11 protein-coding genes are annotated in these 14,933 nt (G+C 72.1%); 5 read left to right on the top strand and 6 right to left on the bottom strand.

What is annotated here, in order from left to right:
- Positions 1-16 precede the first annotated feature (16 nt).
- The 4 genes from ACIRS4_RS07630 to ACIRS4_RS07615 form a co-directional block, all read right to left on the bottom strand.
- A complete protein-coding gene (locus ACIRS4_RS07630) occupies positions 17-961 on the bottom strand; it encodes an amino acid ABC transporter permease (RefSeq protein ID WP_404191474.1) in 945 nt (314 codons plus the stop codon).
- Complete coding sequence (locus ACIRS4_RS07625; protein WP_404191472.1) at positions 958-1,842, bottom strand: ABC transporter substrate-binding protein; 885 nt, start codon at positions 1,840-1,842, stop codon at positions 958-960. Before ACIRS4_RS07625 ends, ACIRS4_RS07630 begins: the two co-directional genes overlap by 4 nt.
- A gap of 288 nt (positions 1,843-2,130) precedes the next feature.
- Complete coding sequence (locus tag ACIRS4_RS07620; RefSeq protein ID WP_404191469.1) at positions 2,131-2,787, bottom strand: MBL fold metallo-hydrolase; 657 nt, start codon at positions 2,785-2,787, stop codon at positions 2,131-2,133.
- Positions 2,788-2,796: 9 nt separating this feature from the next.
- Positions 2,797-3,483: a maleylpyruvate isomerase family mycothiol-dependent enzyme gene (locus tag ACIRS4_RS07615; protein ID WP_404191466.1), complete on the bottom strand. Its 687-nt coding sequence runs from the start codon at positions 3,481-3,483 to the stop codon at positions 2,797-2,799.
- 224 nt (positions 3,484-3,707) lie between these two features.
- Between ACIRS4_RS07615 and uvrA the strand changes: the two genes are divergently transcribed.
- The gene (gene uvrA / locus ACIRS4_RS07610; RefSeq protein ID WP_404191464.1) at positions 3,708-6,629 is read left to right on the top strand and encodes an excinuclease ABC subunit UvrA; all 2,922 of its coding nucleotides are present in this window, start codon (positions 3,708-3,710) and stop codon (positions 6,627-6,629) included.
- 105 nt (positions 6,630-6,734) lie between these two features.
- Here the strand turns inward: uvrA and ACIRS4_RS07605 are convergent, their stop codons facing one another.
- Together ACIRS4_RS07605 and ACIRS4_RS07600 are read right to left on the bottom strand one after the other, a co-directional pair.
- Positions 6,735-7,655 (bottom strand): carbohydrate kinase, encoded by a 921-nt coding sequence (locus ACIRS4_RS07605; RefSeq protein WP_404191461.1) that lies wholly within the window; start codon positions 7,653-7,655, stop codon positions 6,735-6,737.
- A 61-nt stretch (positions 7,656-7,716) separates the two neighbouring features.
- Positions 7,717-8,688: a hypothetical protein gene (locus tag ACIRS4_RS07600; protein WP_404191458.1), complete on the bottom strand. Its 972-nt coding sequence runs from the start codon at positions 8,686-8,688 to the stop codon at positions 7,717-7,719.
- A 240-nt stretch (positions 8,689-8,928) separates the two neighbouring features.
- On the opposite strand from ACIRS4_RS07600, the gene uvrC reads away from it, so the two are divergent.
- Genes uvrC through whiA form a run of 4 tightly spaced genes read left to right on the top strand, consistent with a single transcriptional unit; the run spans position 8,929 to position 14,181 of the window.
- Positions 8,929-11,055, top strand: a complete 2,127-nt coding sequence (gene uvrC, locus ACIRS4_RS07595) for an excinuclease ABC subunit UvrC (protein WP_404191455.1) — start codon at positions 8,929-8,931, stop codon at positions 11,053-11,055.
- Positions 11,052-12,137: an RNase adapter RapZ gene (gene rapZ / locus ACIRS4_RS07590; protein WP_404191452.1), complete on the top strand. Its 1,086-nt coding sequence runs from the start codon at positions 11,052-11,054 to the stop codon at positions 12,135-12,137. The genes uvrC and rapZ overlap by 4 nt, the downstream gene beginning before the upstream one ends.
- Complete coding sequence (gene yvcK, locus ACIRS4_RS07585) at positions 12,134-13,201, top strand: uridine diphosphate-N-acetylglucosamine-binding protein YvcK (RefSeq protein WP_404191449.1); 1,068 nt, start codon at positions 12,134-12,136, stop codon at positions 13,199-13,201. The genes rapZ and yvcK overlap by 4 nt, the downstream gene beginning before the upstream one ends.
- Positions 13,192-14,181 (top strand): DNA-binding protein WhiA, encoded by a 990-nt coding sequence (gene whiA / locus ACIRS4_RS07580; RefSeq protein ID WP_130437364.1) that lies wholly within the window; start codon positions 13,192-13,194, stop codon positions 14,179-14,181. Before yvcK ends, whiA begins: the two co-directional genes overlap by 10 nt.
- The last annotated feature ends 752 nt before the right edge of the window (positions 14,182-14,933 follow it).

Raw genomic sequence — 14,933 nt, 5'->3', positions numbered from 1 at the left:
TCCTGGGCCGTCGCGCTCACAGTGGTCCTCCTTGGGCCCGCTGACGGTCCATCCGGGCGGTCACCCAGTCGGTGAAGCGGGTCATCGGGATGGTCAGCGCCACGAAGACCAGTCCCGCGACGATGTACGGCGTGTAGTTGAGACTGCGGCCCACGATGATGTCGGCGGCCCGCACCGCGTCGACCGCCCCGCCGATGGACACCAGACCGGTGTCCTTCTGCAGCGAGACCAGGTCGTTCAGCAGCGGCGGCACCTGACGGCGCACGGCCTGGGGGAGCACCACGTGCCGCAGCGCCTGCCGGTTGGTCAGCCCCAGCGAGCGGGCCGCGGCACGCTGCGAGGGGTGCACGGACTCGATGCCGGCGCGGAACACCTCGGCGACGTACGCGGAGTACGTCAGGGTGAGCGCCGTGCCGCCGAGCAGGACCGGGTCGACGGTGACGCCCTGAAGGCGCAGCGCCGGGACGCCCAGCACCACGATCATCAGGTTGATGATGAGCGGCAGTCCGCGGAAGAAGTCCGTGTACGCGGCCGCCAGCGCCCGCAGGGGGAAGAACACCGGGCCGCGCAGCGTACGGGCCACGGCGATGAGCATGCCGAGCACCAGTACGGCGGCCCCGCAGACGAGCAGCAGGCGTACGTTCAGCCAGAGCCCGTCCAGGACCTTCGGCAGCGCCTCGCGCGCGTACCGTCCGTCGAAGAACGTCTCCTTGGTGCGCGGCCAGCCGGGCGCGCTGACGACGACCAGGTAGAGGACGACGGCGGTGACCAGGGTCGACAGGGCGGCGAGCGCCGTGGCGCGGCGGGCACGGGCGCGCTTGTAGCGCTCCCGCTCCAGCCGTCGCCGCGAGGGCGTGTACCCGTCGCCCTGAGCGGCCTCGTCGCCGCCGGGCGCCCGCTCCCCGCTCTCGTCCGGTTCGCCGGCGTCCTCCGGGCCGGACTGCTCCTTGACGACGGTCACTTGAGGACCGGGGCGTCGACGGCGTCGGAGAGCCACTGCTGCTCGATCTTCGCCAGGGTGCCGTCCGCGCGGAGGGCGTCCACGGCGGACGACACGCACGAGGTGAGCGCGCTGCCCTTGTCCAGCACCAGCCCGAACTGCTCGGGCGTACCGCCGTGGTTCTCGAACTGGCCGACGATGGTGGCGTCGGTGACCTCGGCCGCGGTGATGTAGAACGCGGTCGGCAGGTCGGTGACGACGGCGTCGACCTGGCCGTTCCTCAGCGCGGACTTGGCCTGGTCGTTCTTGGCGTAGACGGCGGCGGCCTGCGTCGGCTTCACCACGCCGTCGATGTAGTCGAGGCTGGTGGTGCCGACCTGGGCGCCCAGCTTGAGGCCCTTGAGGTCGGCGACGCTCTTCGCGCCCGCGGCCTTGGACCCCTTCAGCGCGATGACCGCCTGGCGCACGTCGTAGTAGCCGGAGGAGAAGTCCACGGCCCGCTTGCGCTCGGCGCTGATCGACACCTGGTTGACGTCGAAGTCGAAGGTCTTCTCGCCGGGCGCGAAGGCCTTGTTGAACGGCACGCTCTGCCAGACGACGGCGTCCTCGCCGTAGCCGAGCCGCTTCGCCACGGCGTAGGCGACCGACGACTCGAAGCCCTCGCCGTTCGCGGGCTTGTCGTCCTTGAACCACGGCTCGTACGCGGGCGTGTCGGTGGCGACCGTCAGTTTGCCGGAGGTCTTGGTGGGCAGCGCGCCCTTGGCGCAGGCGTTCTTGGCCGCACCGGACGGCGCGGCGGCGGCCTTCTCCTCCGGTTGCGGTGCGCAGCCGACGGCGGTGGCGAGGAGGGCTACGGTGACGCCGACGACGGCGCGGCGCAGGGTGCGCGGGGCGAGGTGCATGGCGGGAGAGTGACAGCGAAACCCGCGTCTGTCGAGGTCAACCGGCCTTTTGTCCGCATGCTGGGAACGGGTGTTGCAGCAGCGTGAACAGGGGCGCGGGGAGGGCCTGGGCCGCCGGCCGAGGGCGGGGAACGTAGGCCGGCGGCCCGTCCGAGCGGGAGCCGTCATCCCGCGCGGGGCTGTGACCAGTTGACCGCGCAACCAGGTGGGGCGGGGAGTGTGCGTACGGCCCCGGCGCGTGCACGTCGTTCACACGGGGCGCGCGAGTGTCAGTGCGCGCCCCCTTGCTCACCATCCGCGCGCGTGCCACTCCGGAAGATGCGGACGCTCGGCGCCCAGCGTGGTGTCGTCCCCGTGGCCCGGATAGACCCACGTCTCGTCCGGCAGGACGTCGAAGATCTTCGTCTCCACGTCGTGGATGAGACTGGCGAACGCCTCGGGATCCTTGCGGGTGTTGCCCACGCCGCCCGGGAAGAGGCAGTCGCCCGTGAAGACGTGAGGGTGCCCGTGCGGGTCGTCGTAGACGAGGGCGATCGAGCCCGGGGTGTGGCCGACGAGATGGCGCGCGGTCAGCTCGACCTGGCCCACCCGGACGACGTCGCCGTCGTCGACCGGCACGTCCGTCGGCACGGGGATGCCGGCGGCGTCCTCGCGGCCGGCGTACGTACGCGCGCGCGTGGCCGCGACCACCTCGGCGAGCGCCTGCCAGTGGTCGCCGTGCTGGTGGGTGGTGACGACGGACGCGATGCCGTCGTCACCGATCATGCCGAGCAGCGTCCCCGCCTCGTTGGCCGCGTCGATCAGCAACTGCTCGTCGGTGGCCCGGCAACGCAGTAGATAGGCGTTGTTGTCCATCGGGCCGACCGCGATCTTGGTGATCATCAGGTCCTTCAGCTCGTGCACGTCCGCCGGGCCGCCGACCCGCACCTCTCCGCTGTACGTCATGTCGGCAGCCTATAGCGGGGGAAGCGCGGGCAGAGTTCCGCCGGAAGCGGTCAGCGCGGCTCCGTCGCGGCGGCCGGCGAGCCAGCCCAGGAGGTCGGCCGGGGCGCCCGTGACGCTCGTCTCCTGGGCGTCGCCCGGCCGGCCGGTCCGCCACGCGCGCGTGCCGTCCGTCAGGCGCGTCGGCGGCACGTCGGGGTGACCGGCGAACCGGTCCGCGAGGAAGCCGGTCTCCCGCTCGGTGAACTCCTCCGGCACGTCCTCCAGCTCGTACCCGATCCCGAGGTCCACGTGGTGCAGCTCGACCTCCACCCACCGCCGGAAGGGCAGCCGGGACGCGGAGTCGGTGACGCCGTTCCGCAGCTCCACCGTGCGCGACCAGTCGCCGGGCACGGCGCCCGCCTCCTGGAAGCGGGCCGCGCTCTCCCGCAGGTCGGTGAGATGCGCTTCCAGCGGACGCGGGGCGTCCCGCTCGATGTCGGCGTCGCGGGCGGCGGCGTCGACGTACATGGGGCGGCCCGCCAGAACGTTCACCAGGGCGTCCGCGTTGCGGGCCAGGTGGGCGAGGACATGGCCCCGGCTCCAGCCGGGCAGACGGGACGGTGTCGCCACGGACTCGTCGTCCAACTTCGCGACCGCGGTCAGCAGCCGCTCCGTCGCCTCCCGTACACACACCAGGTCATGAGCGTGATCAATCATGCTGCTGACCCTAATCCCGCCCACCCCTCGGGGTGAAGGAGGCGGAGAGCGCCCGTAAATCGAATGTGCGTGCTATATGGTCGGAGGTGACGTCGGGCATGCTGGAGAGCCGGGGATTGTTGTGAACCCATGCATCCCGACCGGCGTTGTCAGTGGCTCCCCCTAGTCTGAGAAAGACGGGGGCCCCGCCCCTGTCACTTCTCTCAAGAAAGGTGCGGACCGGCGTGGCCGACCGTCTCATCGTCCGTGGAGCGCGCGAGCACAACCTCAAGAACGTCTCGCTCGACCTCCCGCGCGACTCGCTCATCGTCTTCACGGGCCTGTCGGGGTCGGGCAAGTCCTCGCTGGCCTTCGACACGATCTTCGCCGAGGGCCAGCGGCGCTACGTGGAGTCGCTCTCCTCGTACGCCCGCCAGTTCCTCGGCCAGATGGACAAGCCCGACGTCGACTTCATCGAAGGCCTCTCCCCGGCCGTCTCCATCGACCAGAAGTCGACCTCGCGCAACCCCCGCTCCACGGTCGGCACCATCACCGAGGTGTACGACTACCTGCGACTGCTCTTCGCGCGCATCGGCAAGCCGCACTGCCCCGAGTGCAGCCGCCCGATCACGCGGCAGTCGCCGCAGGCCATCGTCGACCGGGTCCTGGAGCTGCCGGAGGGCAGCCGCTTCCAGGTGCTCTCGCCGCTCGTGCGCGAGCGCAAGGGCGAGTTCGTCGACCTGTTCGCCGACCTGCAGACCAAGGGCTACTCCCGCGCTCGCGTGGACGGCGAGACGGTCCAGCTGTCCAGCCCGCCCACGCTGAAGAAGCAGGAGAAGCACACCATCGAGGTGGTCGTCGACCGCCTCACGGTGAAGGACGGCGCCAAGCGCCGGCTCACCGACTCCGTGGAGACCGCCCTCGGCCTGTCCGGCGGCATGGTCGTGCTCGACTTCGTCGACCTCCCCGAGGACGACCCCGAGCGCGAGCGCATGTACTCCGAGCACCTGTACTGCCCCTACGACGACCTGTCCTTCGAGGAGCTGGAGCCGCGCTCCTTCTCGTTCAACTCGCCCTTCGGCGCCTGCCCCGAGTGCAGCGGCATCGGCACGCGCATGGAGGTCGACGCCGAGCTGATCGTGCCCGACGAGGACAAGTCGCTCGACGAGGGCGCCATCCACCCCTGGTCGCACGGCCACACCAAGGACTACTTCGGCCGGCTGGTCGGCGCCCTCGCCGACGCGCTGGGATTCCGCACGGACATCCCCTTCGCCGGTCTGCCGCAGCGGGCCAAGAAGGCGCTCCTGCACGGCCACAAGACCCAGATCGAGGTCCGCTACCGCAACCGCTACGGCCGCGAGCGTCTGTACACGACGCCCTTCGAAGGCGCCGTCCCCTTCATCAAGCGCCGTCACAGCGAGGCCGAGAGCGACGCCAGTCGCGAGCGCTTCGAGGGCTACATGCGCGAGGTGCCCTGCCCCACCTGTGAGGGCACCCGGCTGAAGCCGATCGTCCTCGCGGTCACGATCATGGACAAGTCCATCGCCGAGGTCTCGGCGATGTCCATCAGCGACTGCGCGGACTTCCTGGGCGAACTCCGGCTCGACGCCCGCGACAAGAAGATCGCCGAACGGGTCCTCAAGGAGGTCAACGAGCGGCTGAAGTTCCTCGTCGACGTCGGCCTGGACTACCTCTCCCTCAACCGTGCCGCCGGCACGCTCTCCGGCGGCGAGGCCCAGCGCATCCGGCTGGCCACCCAGATCGGCTCCGGCCTCGTCGGCGTCCTCTACGTCCTCGACGAGCCGTCCATCGGCCTGCACCAGCGCGACAACCACCGGCTGATCGAGACCCTCGTCCGGCTGCGCGACATGGGCAACACGCTCATCGTCGTCGAGCACGACGAGGACACCATCAAGGTCGCCGACTGGATCGTCGACATCGGCCCCGGCGCCGGCGAGCACGGCGGCGAGGTCGTGCACAGCGGCTCCCTGAAGGAGCTGCTCGCCAACAGCGCGTCGCAGACCGGGCAGTACCTGTCCGGCAAGAAGGCGATCCCGCTGCCCGACATCCGGCGCCCCCGCGACCTGTCCCGGCAGCTCACCGTGCACGGCGCCCGCGAGAACAACCTGCGGGACATCGACGTCTCCTTCCCGCTGGGCGTGTTCACCGCGGTCACCGGCGTGTCCGGCTCCGGAAAGTCGACCCTGGTCAACGACATCCTGTACACGCACCTCGCCCGCGAGCTGAACGGCGCGAGGAACGTGCCGGGGCGGCACACCCGAGTGGACGGCGACGACCTCGTCGACAAGGTCGTCCACGTCGACCAGTCGCCCATCGGCCGCACCCCCCGGTCGAACCCCGCCACCTACACGGGCGTCTTCGACCACGTCCGCAAGCTGTTCGCCGAGACCACCGAGGCGAAGGTCCGCGGCTACATGCCCGGCCGCTTCTCCTTCAACGTCAAGGGCGGCCGCTGTGAGAACTGCGCCGGTGACGGCACCATCAAGATCGAGATGAACTTCCTCCCGGACGTCTACGTCCCGTGCGAGGTCTGCCACGGCGCCCGCTACAACCGGGAGACCCTGGAGGTCCACTACAAGGGCAAGTCCATCGCCGACGTGCTGAACATGCCGATCGAGGAGGCCACGGAGTTCTTCGAGGCCGTTCCGGCGATCGCCCGCCACCTCAACACCCTCAAGGACGTCGGCCTCGGCTACGTCCGGCTCGGCCAGTCCGCGACCACGCTGTCCGGCGGTGAGGCCCAGCGCGTCAAGCTCGCCAGCGAGCTGCAGCGCCGCTCCACCGGCCGCACGGTCTACGTCCTGGACGAGCCGACCACCGGTCTGCACTTCGAGGACATCAGCAAGCTCCTCAAGGTCCTCTCCGGCCTGGTCGACAAGGGCAACACGGTCATCGTCATCGAGCACAACCTCGACGTGATCAAGACCGCCGACTGGGTCGTCGACATGGGACCCGAGGGCGGCGCGGGCGGCGGCGTGGTCGTCGCCGAGGGCACGCCCGAGCAGGTCGCCGGCGTTCCGGCCAGCCACACCGGCAAGTTCCTGCGCGAGATCCTGGCGCCGGAGAAGATCAGCGACGCCACGCCCTCCGCGAAGGCGCCGGCCAAGAAGACGACGGCCCGTAAGAAGGCGGCGGCCAAGCGGTAAGACCCTCAAGGCCCGAGGCGGCCCGCGGGAACCCCCCGCGGGCCGCCGTCCGTCGTCGGCACACCGGTCACCGGTGCGCTTTCGGAGTCCGCCGCCCGACGGCCCTCAGAACTCTCCCAGCTCGGACGCGTACGGAGGTTCGGCGCCCGCCCGGGAACAGGTGACCGCCGCAGCGCGGGCCGCGAACCGCAGCAGCCGCTCCCAGCCGTCGCGGCCCAGGGCCGCCAGCGCGGCCGGGGACAGCGCTTCGCGCACCGCGAGCCCGTGCAGCAGGGCCGCGTTCACGGTGTCGCCGGCCCCGATCGTGTCCACGACCTCGACCTTCTCGGCCGGCACCGTGTACTCGGCGTACTCGTCACCGCACACGGTGTGCGCGGTGAGCCCGTCGCCGCCGTGCGTGACCACGACGGCCGCCGGACCGGCCGACAGCCACTCGCGCGGGGTGCCGCCCAGCCACCGGGCGTCGTCCTGAGACAACTTGAGCAGGGTCACCGAGGGCAGCCAGCTCTTGAAGCGGGCCCGGTAGGCGTCGGCGTCCGGGATCAGCCCGGGCCGGATGTTGGGGTCGAGCGCGGTGAACAGCCCCTGCGCGGCCGAGGCCCGCATCAGCTCCTCGTACGCGCTCGCGCCCGGCTCCAGGACGAGCGAGCAGGTGCCGAACGACACCGCGCGCGTCCCGGCGGGCAGGCCGGCCGGCGCGGCGAACAGCCGGTCGGCGGTGCCGTCGACGTAGAAGGAGTAGGCGGCCGAGCCGTCGCCGTCGAGCGTGGCGACGGCGAGGGACGTCGGTTCCGGACCGCGCTGCACCGGCGAGACGTCCACGCCCGACTCGCGCAGCCGGCCGAGCAGCGCCTCACCGAAGGAGTCACGGGAGGTACGCGAGCAGAAGGCGGTGGGGGAGCCGAGCCGGCCGAGCGCCACCGCCGTGTTGAACGGGCCGCCGCCCAGCGCCGGTTGCAGCGCCGCGAGGGCGCCCGTGCCCTGCGGCACCAGGTCGATCAGGGCCTCACCGGCGACGACGATCACGGGGCGGTTTCCTTCCATGAAAAGCTCGGTGGCACCAGGGGCCGGCGGGGCGAGGGCCCGTTCACTCCCAGTCCCAGCCGATGCCCAGCATGCCCGACCGTACCCGCGGCTCGACGAGGTGGACCGAGCGGTGCCGGTGACTGAACGGCAGCTCCTGACGGCCGCTGCGCGGGGCGGCGGGGGAGTGCCGGGAGAAGCGGTGGCAGCGGACCGGCAACGCGTCCTCGGCGAAGTGGATCTGAAGGGCGTACTGGCCGCCCGGCGCGTCGAAACCGCGGACGTACTCGCGGCACGCCCCGGCGGTGCCGTCCCGCACGCCGTAGCGGAAGAGGAAGGTGTCGCCGGCCCGCAGCCTGGTGTCGAAGAGGAGCTCGGCCACCAGGACGCCGGTGTCGTGGTGGCGGCGGATCCGGCCGGTGCGGCAGTTCTCCAGGGCCTGCACCGCCATCCGGTCCGGCACGCACCCCGGGTCCCCGTGATGGACGGCGACGAAGCGGTCCACGCCGTCGCGGTGGGCCCGCACGATGTGCTGCGACTCGCGTCCGAGCAGCTCGCGGTGCCCGCCGATCCGGACCCGCTCGTGGTGGCCGAGCGTGTGCAGACCGTCGTCGAGAGGGCACTGAAGATCGCCGAAGAGCTTCTCCAGGACGTCCGAGGCCGCCATGAGCGCACGGTAGGAGCGCCCCGCGGGCTGCCCGGCGGCCAGATCCGCGTCGGTCTCCGTGAGCAGCCGGATCAGCGACTCGTCCGGCAGCCGCAGGATCTCCTCCAGCGCCCGCACGGCCCGCAGGGACTCCGGGCGCTGCGGCCGGCGAGCGCCCTGCTGCCAGTAACTCAAACTGGTGACGCCGACTTTGACCCCGTGCCGCGACAGATGGTGCTGCACGCGTTGCAGGGGCAGCCCTCGGGCCGCGATCGCGGCCCGCAGGGCGACGTGGAAGGGGCCGCCCCGCAGGGCCGCTTCCAGATCCGCCACGGCGTCCGCGGTGGTGGAGCCGGCGTCGGCGTCCACGTGCTGAGGGGCATGCGGCATGCAGGGGCCTTTCTGTGAATGCGCACGACGGCTGGTCAGACCGTTCGCGTGGTGGCCGGGCACCCCAGGAGGGCGCGGGACGCCTTCACATCCGTAGGGCGTGCTTCACCACCCGAGTTCCCCCGCATTGAAGCGTGTTGACCAAGCCCCGACAACACCTGAGCCCCGGAACGTGACGCACCCGCCGCGGTTGTCCACAGCCCGGCCGGACTGTCACCGCGCGCCAGTAGGGTGTGAGACATGGCCGACCCCTCCAGCTACCGCCCCAAGCCGGGACAGATCCCGGACTCCCCCGGGGTGTACCGATTCCGCGACGAGCACCGCCGGGTGATCTACGTCGGAAAGGCGAAAAGCCTGCGCCAGCGCCTGGCGAACTACTTCCAGGACCTCGCGGGCCTGCACCCGCGCACCCGCTCCATGGTCACCACGGCGGCGTCCGTGGAGTGGACGGTGGTGTCCACGGAGGTGGAGGCGCTCCAGCTGGAGTACTCGTGGATCAAGGAGTACGACCCCCGCTTCAACGTCAAGTACCGCGACGACAAGAGCTACCCCTACCTCGCGGTGACGATGAACGAGGACTTCCCGCGGGTGCAGGTGATGCGCGGCCAGAAGAAGAAGGGCGTCAGGTACTTCGGGCCGTACGCGCACGCGTGGGCGATCCGCGACACCGTCGACCTCCTCCTGCGCGTCTTCCCCGTCCGCACGTGCTCCGCGGGCGTCTTCAAGAACGCGTCCCGCACCGGCCGCCCCTGTCTGCTCGGCTACATCGGCAAGTGCTCCGCGCCCTGCGTCGAGAGGATCTCCGCCGACGACCACCGGGACCTGGCCGAGGAGTTCTGCGACTTCATGGCCGGCCGCACCGGCGCCCATCTGCGGCGGCTGGAGCAGCAGATGGCACAGGCGGCCGACGAGATGGAGTACGAGCGGGCCGCCCGCCTGCGCGACGACATAGAGGCCCTGCGGAAGGCCATGGAGAAGAACGCGGTCGTGCTCGCGGACGCGACCGACGCCGACCTGATCGCGGTCGCCGAGGACGAGCTGGAGGCGGCCGTCCAGATCTTCCACGTCCGCGGCGGACGGGTGCGCGGCCAGCGCGGCTGGGTCACCGACAAGGTCGAGGAGATCACCACCGGCGCCCTCGTCGAACACGCCCTGCAGCAGCTCTACGGCGAGGAGTCCGGGGACGCGGTGCCCAAGGAGGTCCTGGTCCCCGCGCTGCCCGACCCGGTGGAGCCCGTCCAGGAGTGGCTGACCGGGCGGCGCGGCTCCGGCGTCTCGCTGCGCGTTCCCCAGCGCGGCGACAAGCGGGCCCTGATGGAGACCGTGGAGCGCAACGCCCAGCAGGCCCTGGTCCTGCACAAGACCAAGCGCGCCTCGGACCTGACCACACGCTCGCGCGCCCTGGAGGAGATCGCGGAGGCCCTCGACCTGGACAGCGCCCCGCTGCGGATCGAGTGCTTCGACATCTCCCATCTCCAGGGGGACGACGTGGTGGCCTCCATGGTCGTCTTCGAGGACGGGCTCGCCCGCAAGAGCGAGTACCGCCGCTTCCAGATCAAGGGTCGTGTCGGAGACACACAGATCTGGCACGGCGAGGGGCAGGACGACGTCCGGTCCATGCACGAGGTGATCTCCCGCCGCTTCCGGCGCTACCTCGCCGAGAAGGAGCGCACCGGCGAGTGGACCGACGGCGACTCCGCCCTCCCCGACGGAACTCTCGCCGACGGCGCGCCCGCCACCACCGGGGACGCCGTCGCCAGCACCCTCACCGAGGACGACGGCCGCCCCAAGCGGTTCGCCTACCCGCCCCAGCTCGTCGTCGTCGACGGCGGGCAGCCGCAGGTCGCGGCCGCCCGCCGGGCGCTGGACGAGCTCGGCATCGACGACATCGCCGTCTGCGGCCTCGCCAAGCGCCTGGAGGAGGTCTGGCTGCCGGACGACGACGACCCGGTCGTCCTGCCCCGCACCAGCGAGGGCCTCTACCTGCTCCAGCGCGTCCGTGACGAGGCCCACCGCTTCGCCATCACCTACCAGCGCACCAAGCGCGCCAAGCGGTTCCGCTCCGGCCCGCTGGACGACGTGCCGGGCCTCGGCGAGACCCGCAAACAGGCCCTGATCAAACACTTCGGCTCGGTGAAGAAGCTGCGTGCCGCGACGATCGAACAGATCTGTGAGGTGCCCGGCATAGGCCGCAAGACGGCCGAGACGATCGCCGCCGCCTTCGCCGAGGCGGCTCCGCCCGCGCCCGCCGTGAACACGGCCACGGGAGAGATCATGGAAGAAGGGGAACCCGGTGAAACGGCGGATTCCCCCGGGGAGCCCGTCGCCGCGGGCGTCCCGGAAGAACGACGGGGGCAGGAGACATGACCGAGCACGACGCACACCCCACCAGCGGACAGGACCAGACCCCCACGCCGGCGCCGCCGGCCCCCGGACAGCCGCCGCGGGCCGCCCAGCAGGCCCCCCGCGCGTCCGGCGCGCAACCCGACCCGCACAATGCAGGTCACGACGGCGCCGAACAGCAGGCGCGTCAGGAAGACGGAGCACAGGTGAGCACGGACGTCACACCACCCGGGATCCCCGAGGCGGCCATCCCCGAGCTGGTGATCATCTCCGGCATGTCCGGGGCCGGCCGCTCGACGGCGGCCAAGTGTCTGGAGGACCTCGGCTGGTTCGTCGTCGACAACCTCCCGCCCGCCCTGATCCCCACCATGGTGGAGCTCGGCGCACGCTCTCAGGGCAACGTGGCGCGGATCGCCGTCGTCGTCGACGTCCGCGGCCGGCGCTTCTTCGACAACCTCCGCGAGTCCCTCGCCGACCTGGAGTCCAGGAGCGTCACCCGGCGGATCGTCTTCCTGGAGTCCTCCGACGACGCCCTGGTGCGCCGCTTCGAGTCCGTGCGCCGCCCGCACCCCCTCCAGGGCGACGGCCGCATCGTCGACGGCATCGCCGCCGAACGCGAGCTGCTGCGCGAGCTGCGCGGCGACGCCGACCTGGTCATCGACACCTCCAGCCTCAACGTGCACGAACTGCGCGCCAAGATGGACGCCCAGTTCGCCGGCGAGGAGGAGCCCGAGCTGCGGGCCACCGTGATGTCCTTCGGCTTCAAGTACGGCCTCCCCGTCGACGCCGACCTGGTCGTCGACATGCGCTTCCTGCCCAACCCGCACTGGGTCCCGGAGCTGCGCCCCTTCACCGGCCTGAACGAGGAGGTGTCGGCCTACGTCCTCAACCAGCCCGGCGCCAAGGAGTTCCTCGACCGGTACGCCGAGCTGCTCCAGCTCGTCGCCGCGGGCTACCGCCGGGAGGGCAAGCGCTATGTGACCATCGCGGTGGGCTGCACGGGCGGAAAGCACCGCTCTGTCGCCATGTCGGAGAAGCTCGCCGCGCGCCTCGCGGCCGAGGGCGTGGAGACGGTGGTCGTGCACCGGGACATGGGACGGGAATGACGGGACGCACTCCGCGGCTCGGCCGGCTGCGCAGGACGGCGTCCGAGGGGCGGGTGAGCCGGCCGGTCGAGGCCCGGGGCGGCAGACCGCGCCGCCGCGGCGCCCAGCCCAAGGTCGTCGCCCTCGGCGGCGGGATGGGCCTGTCGTCCTCCCTCGCCGCGCTGCGCCGGATCACCGGTGATCTCACCGCCGTCGTCACCGTGGCCGACGACGGCGGCTCCAGCGGGCGTCTGCGCGACGAGCTGGGCGTCCTGCCGCCCGGCGATCTGCGCAAGGCGCTGGCCGCGCTGTGCGGCGACGACGACTGGGGCCAGACCTGGTCCCGGGTCATCCAGCACCGCTTCCAGTCGCAGGGCGAGATCAACGGCCACGCGGTCGGCAACCTGCTGATCGTGGCCCTGTGGGAGCAGCTCGGCGACCATGTGCAGGCGCTGGACCTGGTCGGCCGGCTGCTGGGCGCGCACGGGCGTGTGCTGCCCATGTCGGCCGTGCCGCTGGAACTCCAGGCGCTGGTCAAGGGGCACGACCCCGAGCGCCCCGACGACGTGGACACCGTCCGGGGGCAGGCGACCGTGGCGCTCACGCCCGGTGAGGTGCAGTCGGTGCACCTCGTGCCGCACGACCCGCCGGCCGTCCCGGAGGCGGTGGAGGCGGTCCTCGACGCGGACTGGGTCGTCCTCGGGCCCGGCTCCTGGTTCTCCTCCGTCATCCCGCACCTGCTGGTGCCGGAGCTGCTGGACGCGCTCACGCAGACCAAGGCGCGCCGGGTACTCTCGCTGAACCTCGCACCGCAGCCCGGAGAAACCGACGGCTTCTCCCCGCAGCGTCATTTGGAGGTTTTGGGACGACACGCCCCTAAACTCGCCCTGGACGTGGTGCTGGCCGACGAGGCCGCCGTGCCCGACCGCGACTCTCTCACCGACGCCGCCAAACGGTTCGGGGCCGCGGTGGAGCTGGCGCCGGTGGCCCGGCCCGACGGAACTCCGCGGCATGATCCGGAGCTGCTGGCCGCCGCGTACGACCGTATTTTTCGGATGCATGGAAGGATCGGCCCATGGCGATGACGGCAGCGGTGAAGGACGAGATCTCCCGGCTCCCCGTCACCCGGACCTGCTGCAGAAAGGCGGAGGTCTCCGCCATCCTGCGGTTCGCCGGCGGCCTCCACCTGGTGAGCGGTCGGATCGTGATCGAGGCGGAGCTGGACACCGCGATGGCGGCCCGCCGGCTCAAGCGGGACATCCTGGAGATCTTCGGCCACAGCTCGGAGCTGATCGTGATGGCGCCCGGCGGTCTGCGCCGCGGCTCCCGGTACGTCGTACGGGTGGTCGCGGGCGGTGACCAGCTGGCCCGGCAGACCGGTCTGGTCGACGGCCGGGGCCGCCCGATCCGCGGTCTGCCGCCGCAGGTGGTCTCCGGGGCGACCTGTGACGCGGAGGCGGCCTGGCGGGGGGCGTTCCTCGCGCACGGCTCGCTCACCGAGCCCGGCCGGTCCTCCTCCCTGGAGGTCACCTGCCCCGGCCCGGAGGCCGCGCTCGCGCTCGTCGGCGCGGCCCGCAGGCTGTCCATCGCCGCGAAGGCCCGTGAGGTGCGCGGGGTCGACCGGGTCGTCGTCCGCGACGGCGACGCGATCGGCGCGCTGCTGACCCGCCTCGGCGCGCACGAGTCGGTGCTGGCCTGGGAGGAGCGCCGGATGCGCCGCGAGGTGCGCGCCACGGCGAACCGGCTCGCCAACTTCGACGACGCCAACCTGCGCCGGTCCGCCCGTGCGGCGGTGGCCGCCGGGGCCCGTGTGCAGCGCGCCCTGGAGATCCTCGGCGAGGAGGTCCCCGAGCACCTCGCGGCGGCCGGCCGGCTGCGCATGGAGCACAAGCAGGCCTCACTCGAGGAGCTGGGCGCGCTCGCCGATCCGCCACTGACCAAGGACGCCGTCGCCGGCCGCATCCGACGGCTGCTCGCCATGGCCGACAAGCGCGCCTCCGACCTGGGCATCCCGAGCACGGAGGCCAACCTCAGCGAGGAACTGGCCGACAACCTGGTGGGCTGACCGCCCGGCGCACCCAACGGCACCACTCCGCGGTCACCCCCCGGTCCGGTGCGGGCCCCACCCGCACCACCCACACGGCCGACTCCACCGCACCACGGGCCCCGCCCGCACCGCCGGCTCCACCGCATCACCGGGGCCACGCATCACGGGCCCCGCCCGCACCGCCGACCCCACCGCATCACGGGGGCCACGCATCACGGGCCCCGCCCGCACCGCCGACCCCACCGCATCACGGGGGCCACGCACCACGGGCCCCGCCCGCACCGCCGACCCCACCGCATCACGGGGGCCACGCACCACGGGCCCCGCCCGCACCGCCGGCTCCAGCGCACCGCGGTCCCCGCCCGCACGCTGGCTCCACCGCACCACGGGCCCCACGTACCACGGCCTCACCGAGCCCGCACACCAGCTCAACCGCAGCACCGCATCCGCACACCGGCCCAACTGCACCACCAGCCTCACCGCACCCGCACACCAGCCCCACACCGAGCCACCGACCCCACCGCACCACCAGCCTCACCAACCCCCCGCCCCACAAGCACCACGGCACCACCCGCACCACCGGCCCGGCGCAGCCCCGTCGGCCCATCGCCCCCGCAGGGCCCACCGCACCCCCCGGTCCTGCGCAGCGCCCGCCGCACCGCCCCACCGGTGCCGTGCCGGCCGAAGCGGGAGGCCCTGCCGGCCGAGTCCCACGGCCGCTGTCCCGGCGGCACCGGACCTTCGGAGCGGGGGAGAGCCTCACGGTCGTA

Origin of the sequence: Streptomyces sp. NPDC101166, assembly GCF_044768125.1 — a bacterium.
Taxonomy (GTDB): Bacteria; Actinomycetota; Actinomycetes; order Streptomycetales; family Streptomycetaceae; genus Streptomyces.
This window is presented reverse-complemented; position numbering and strand designations above follow the sequence as displayed.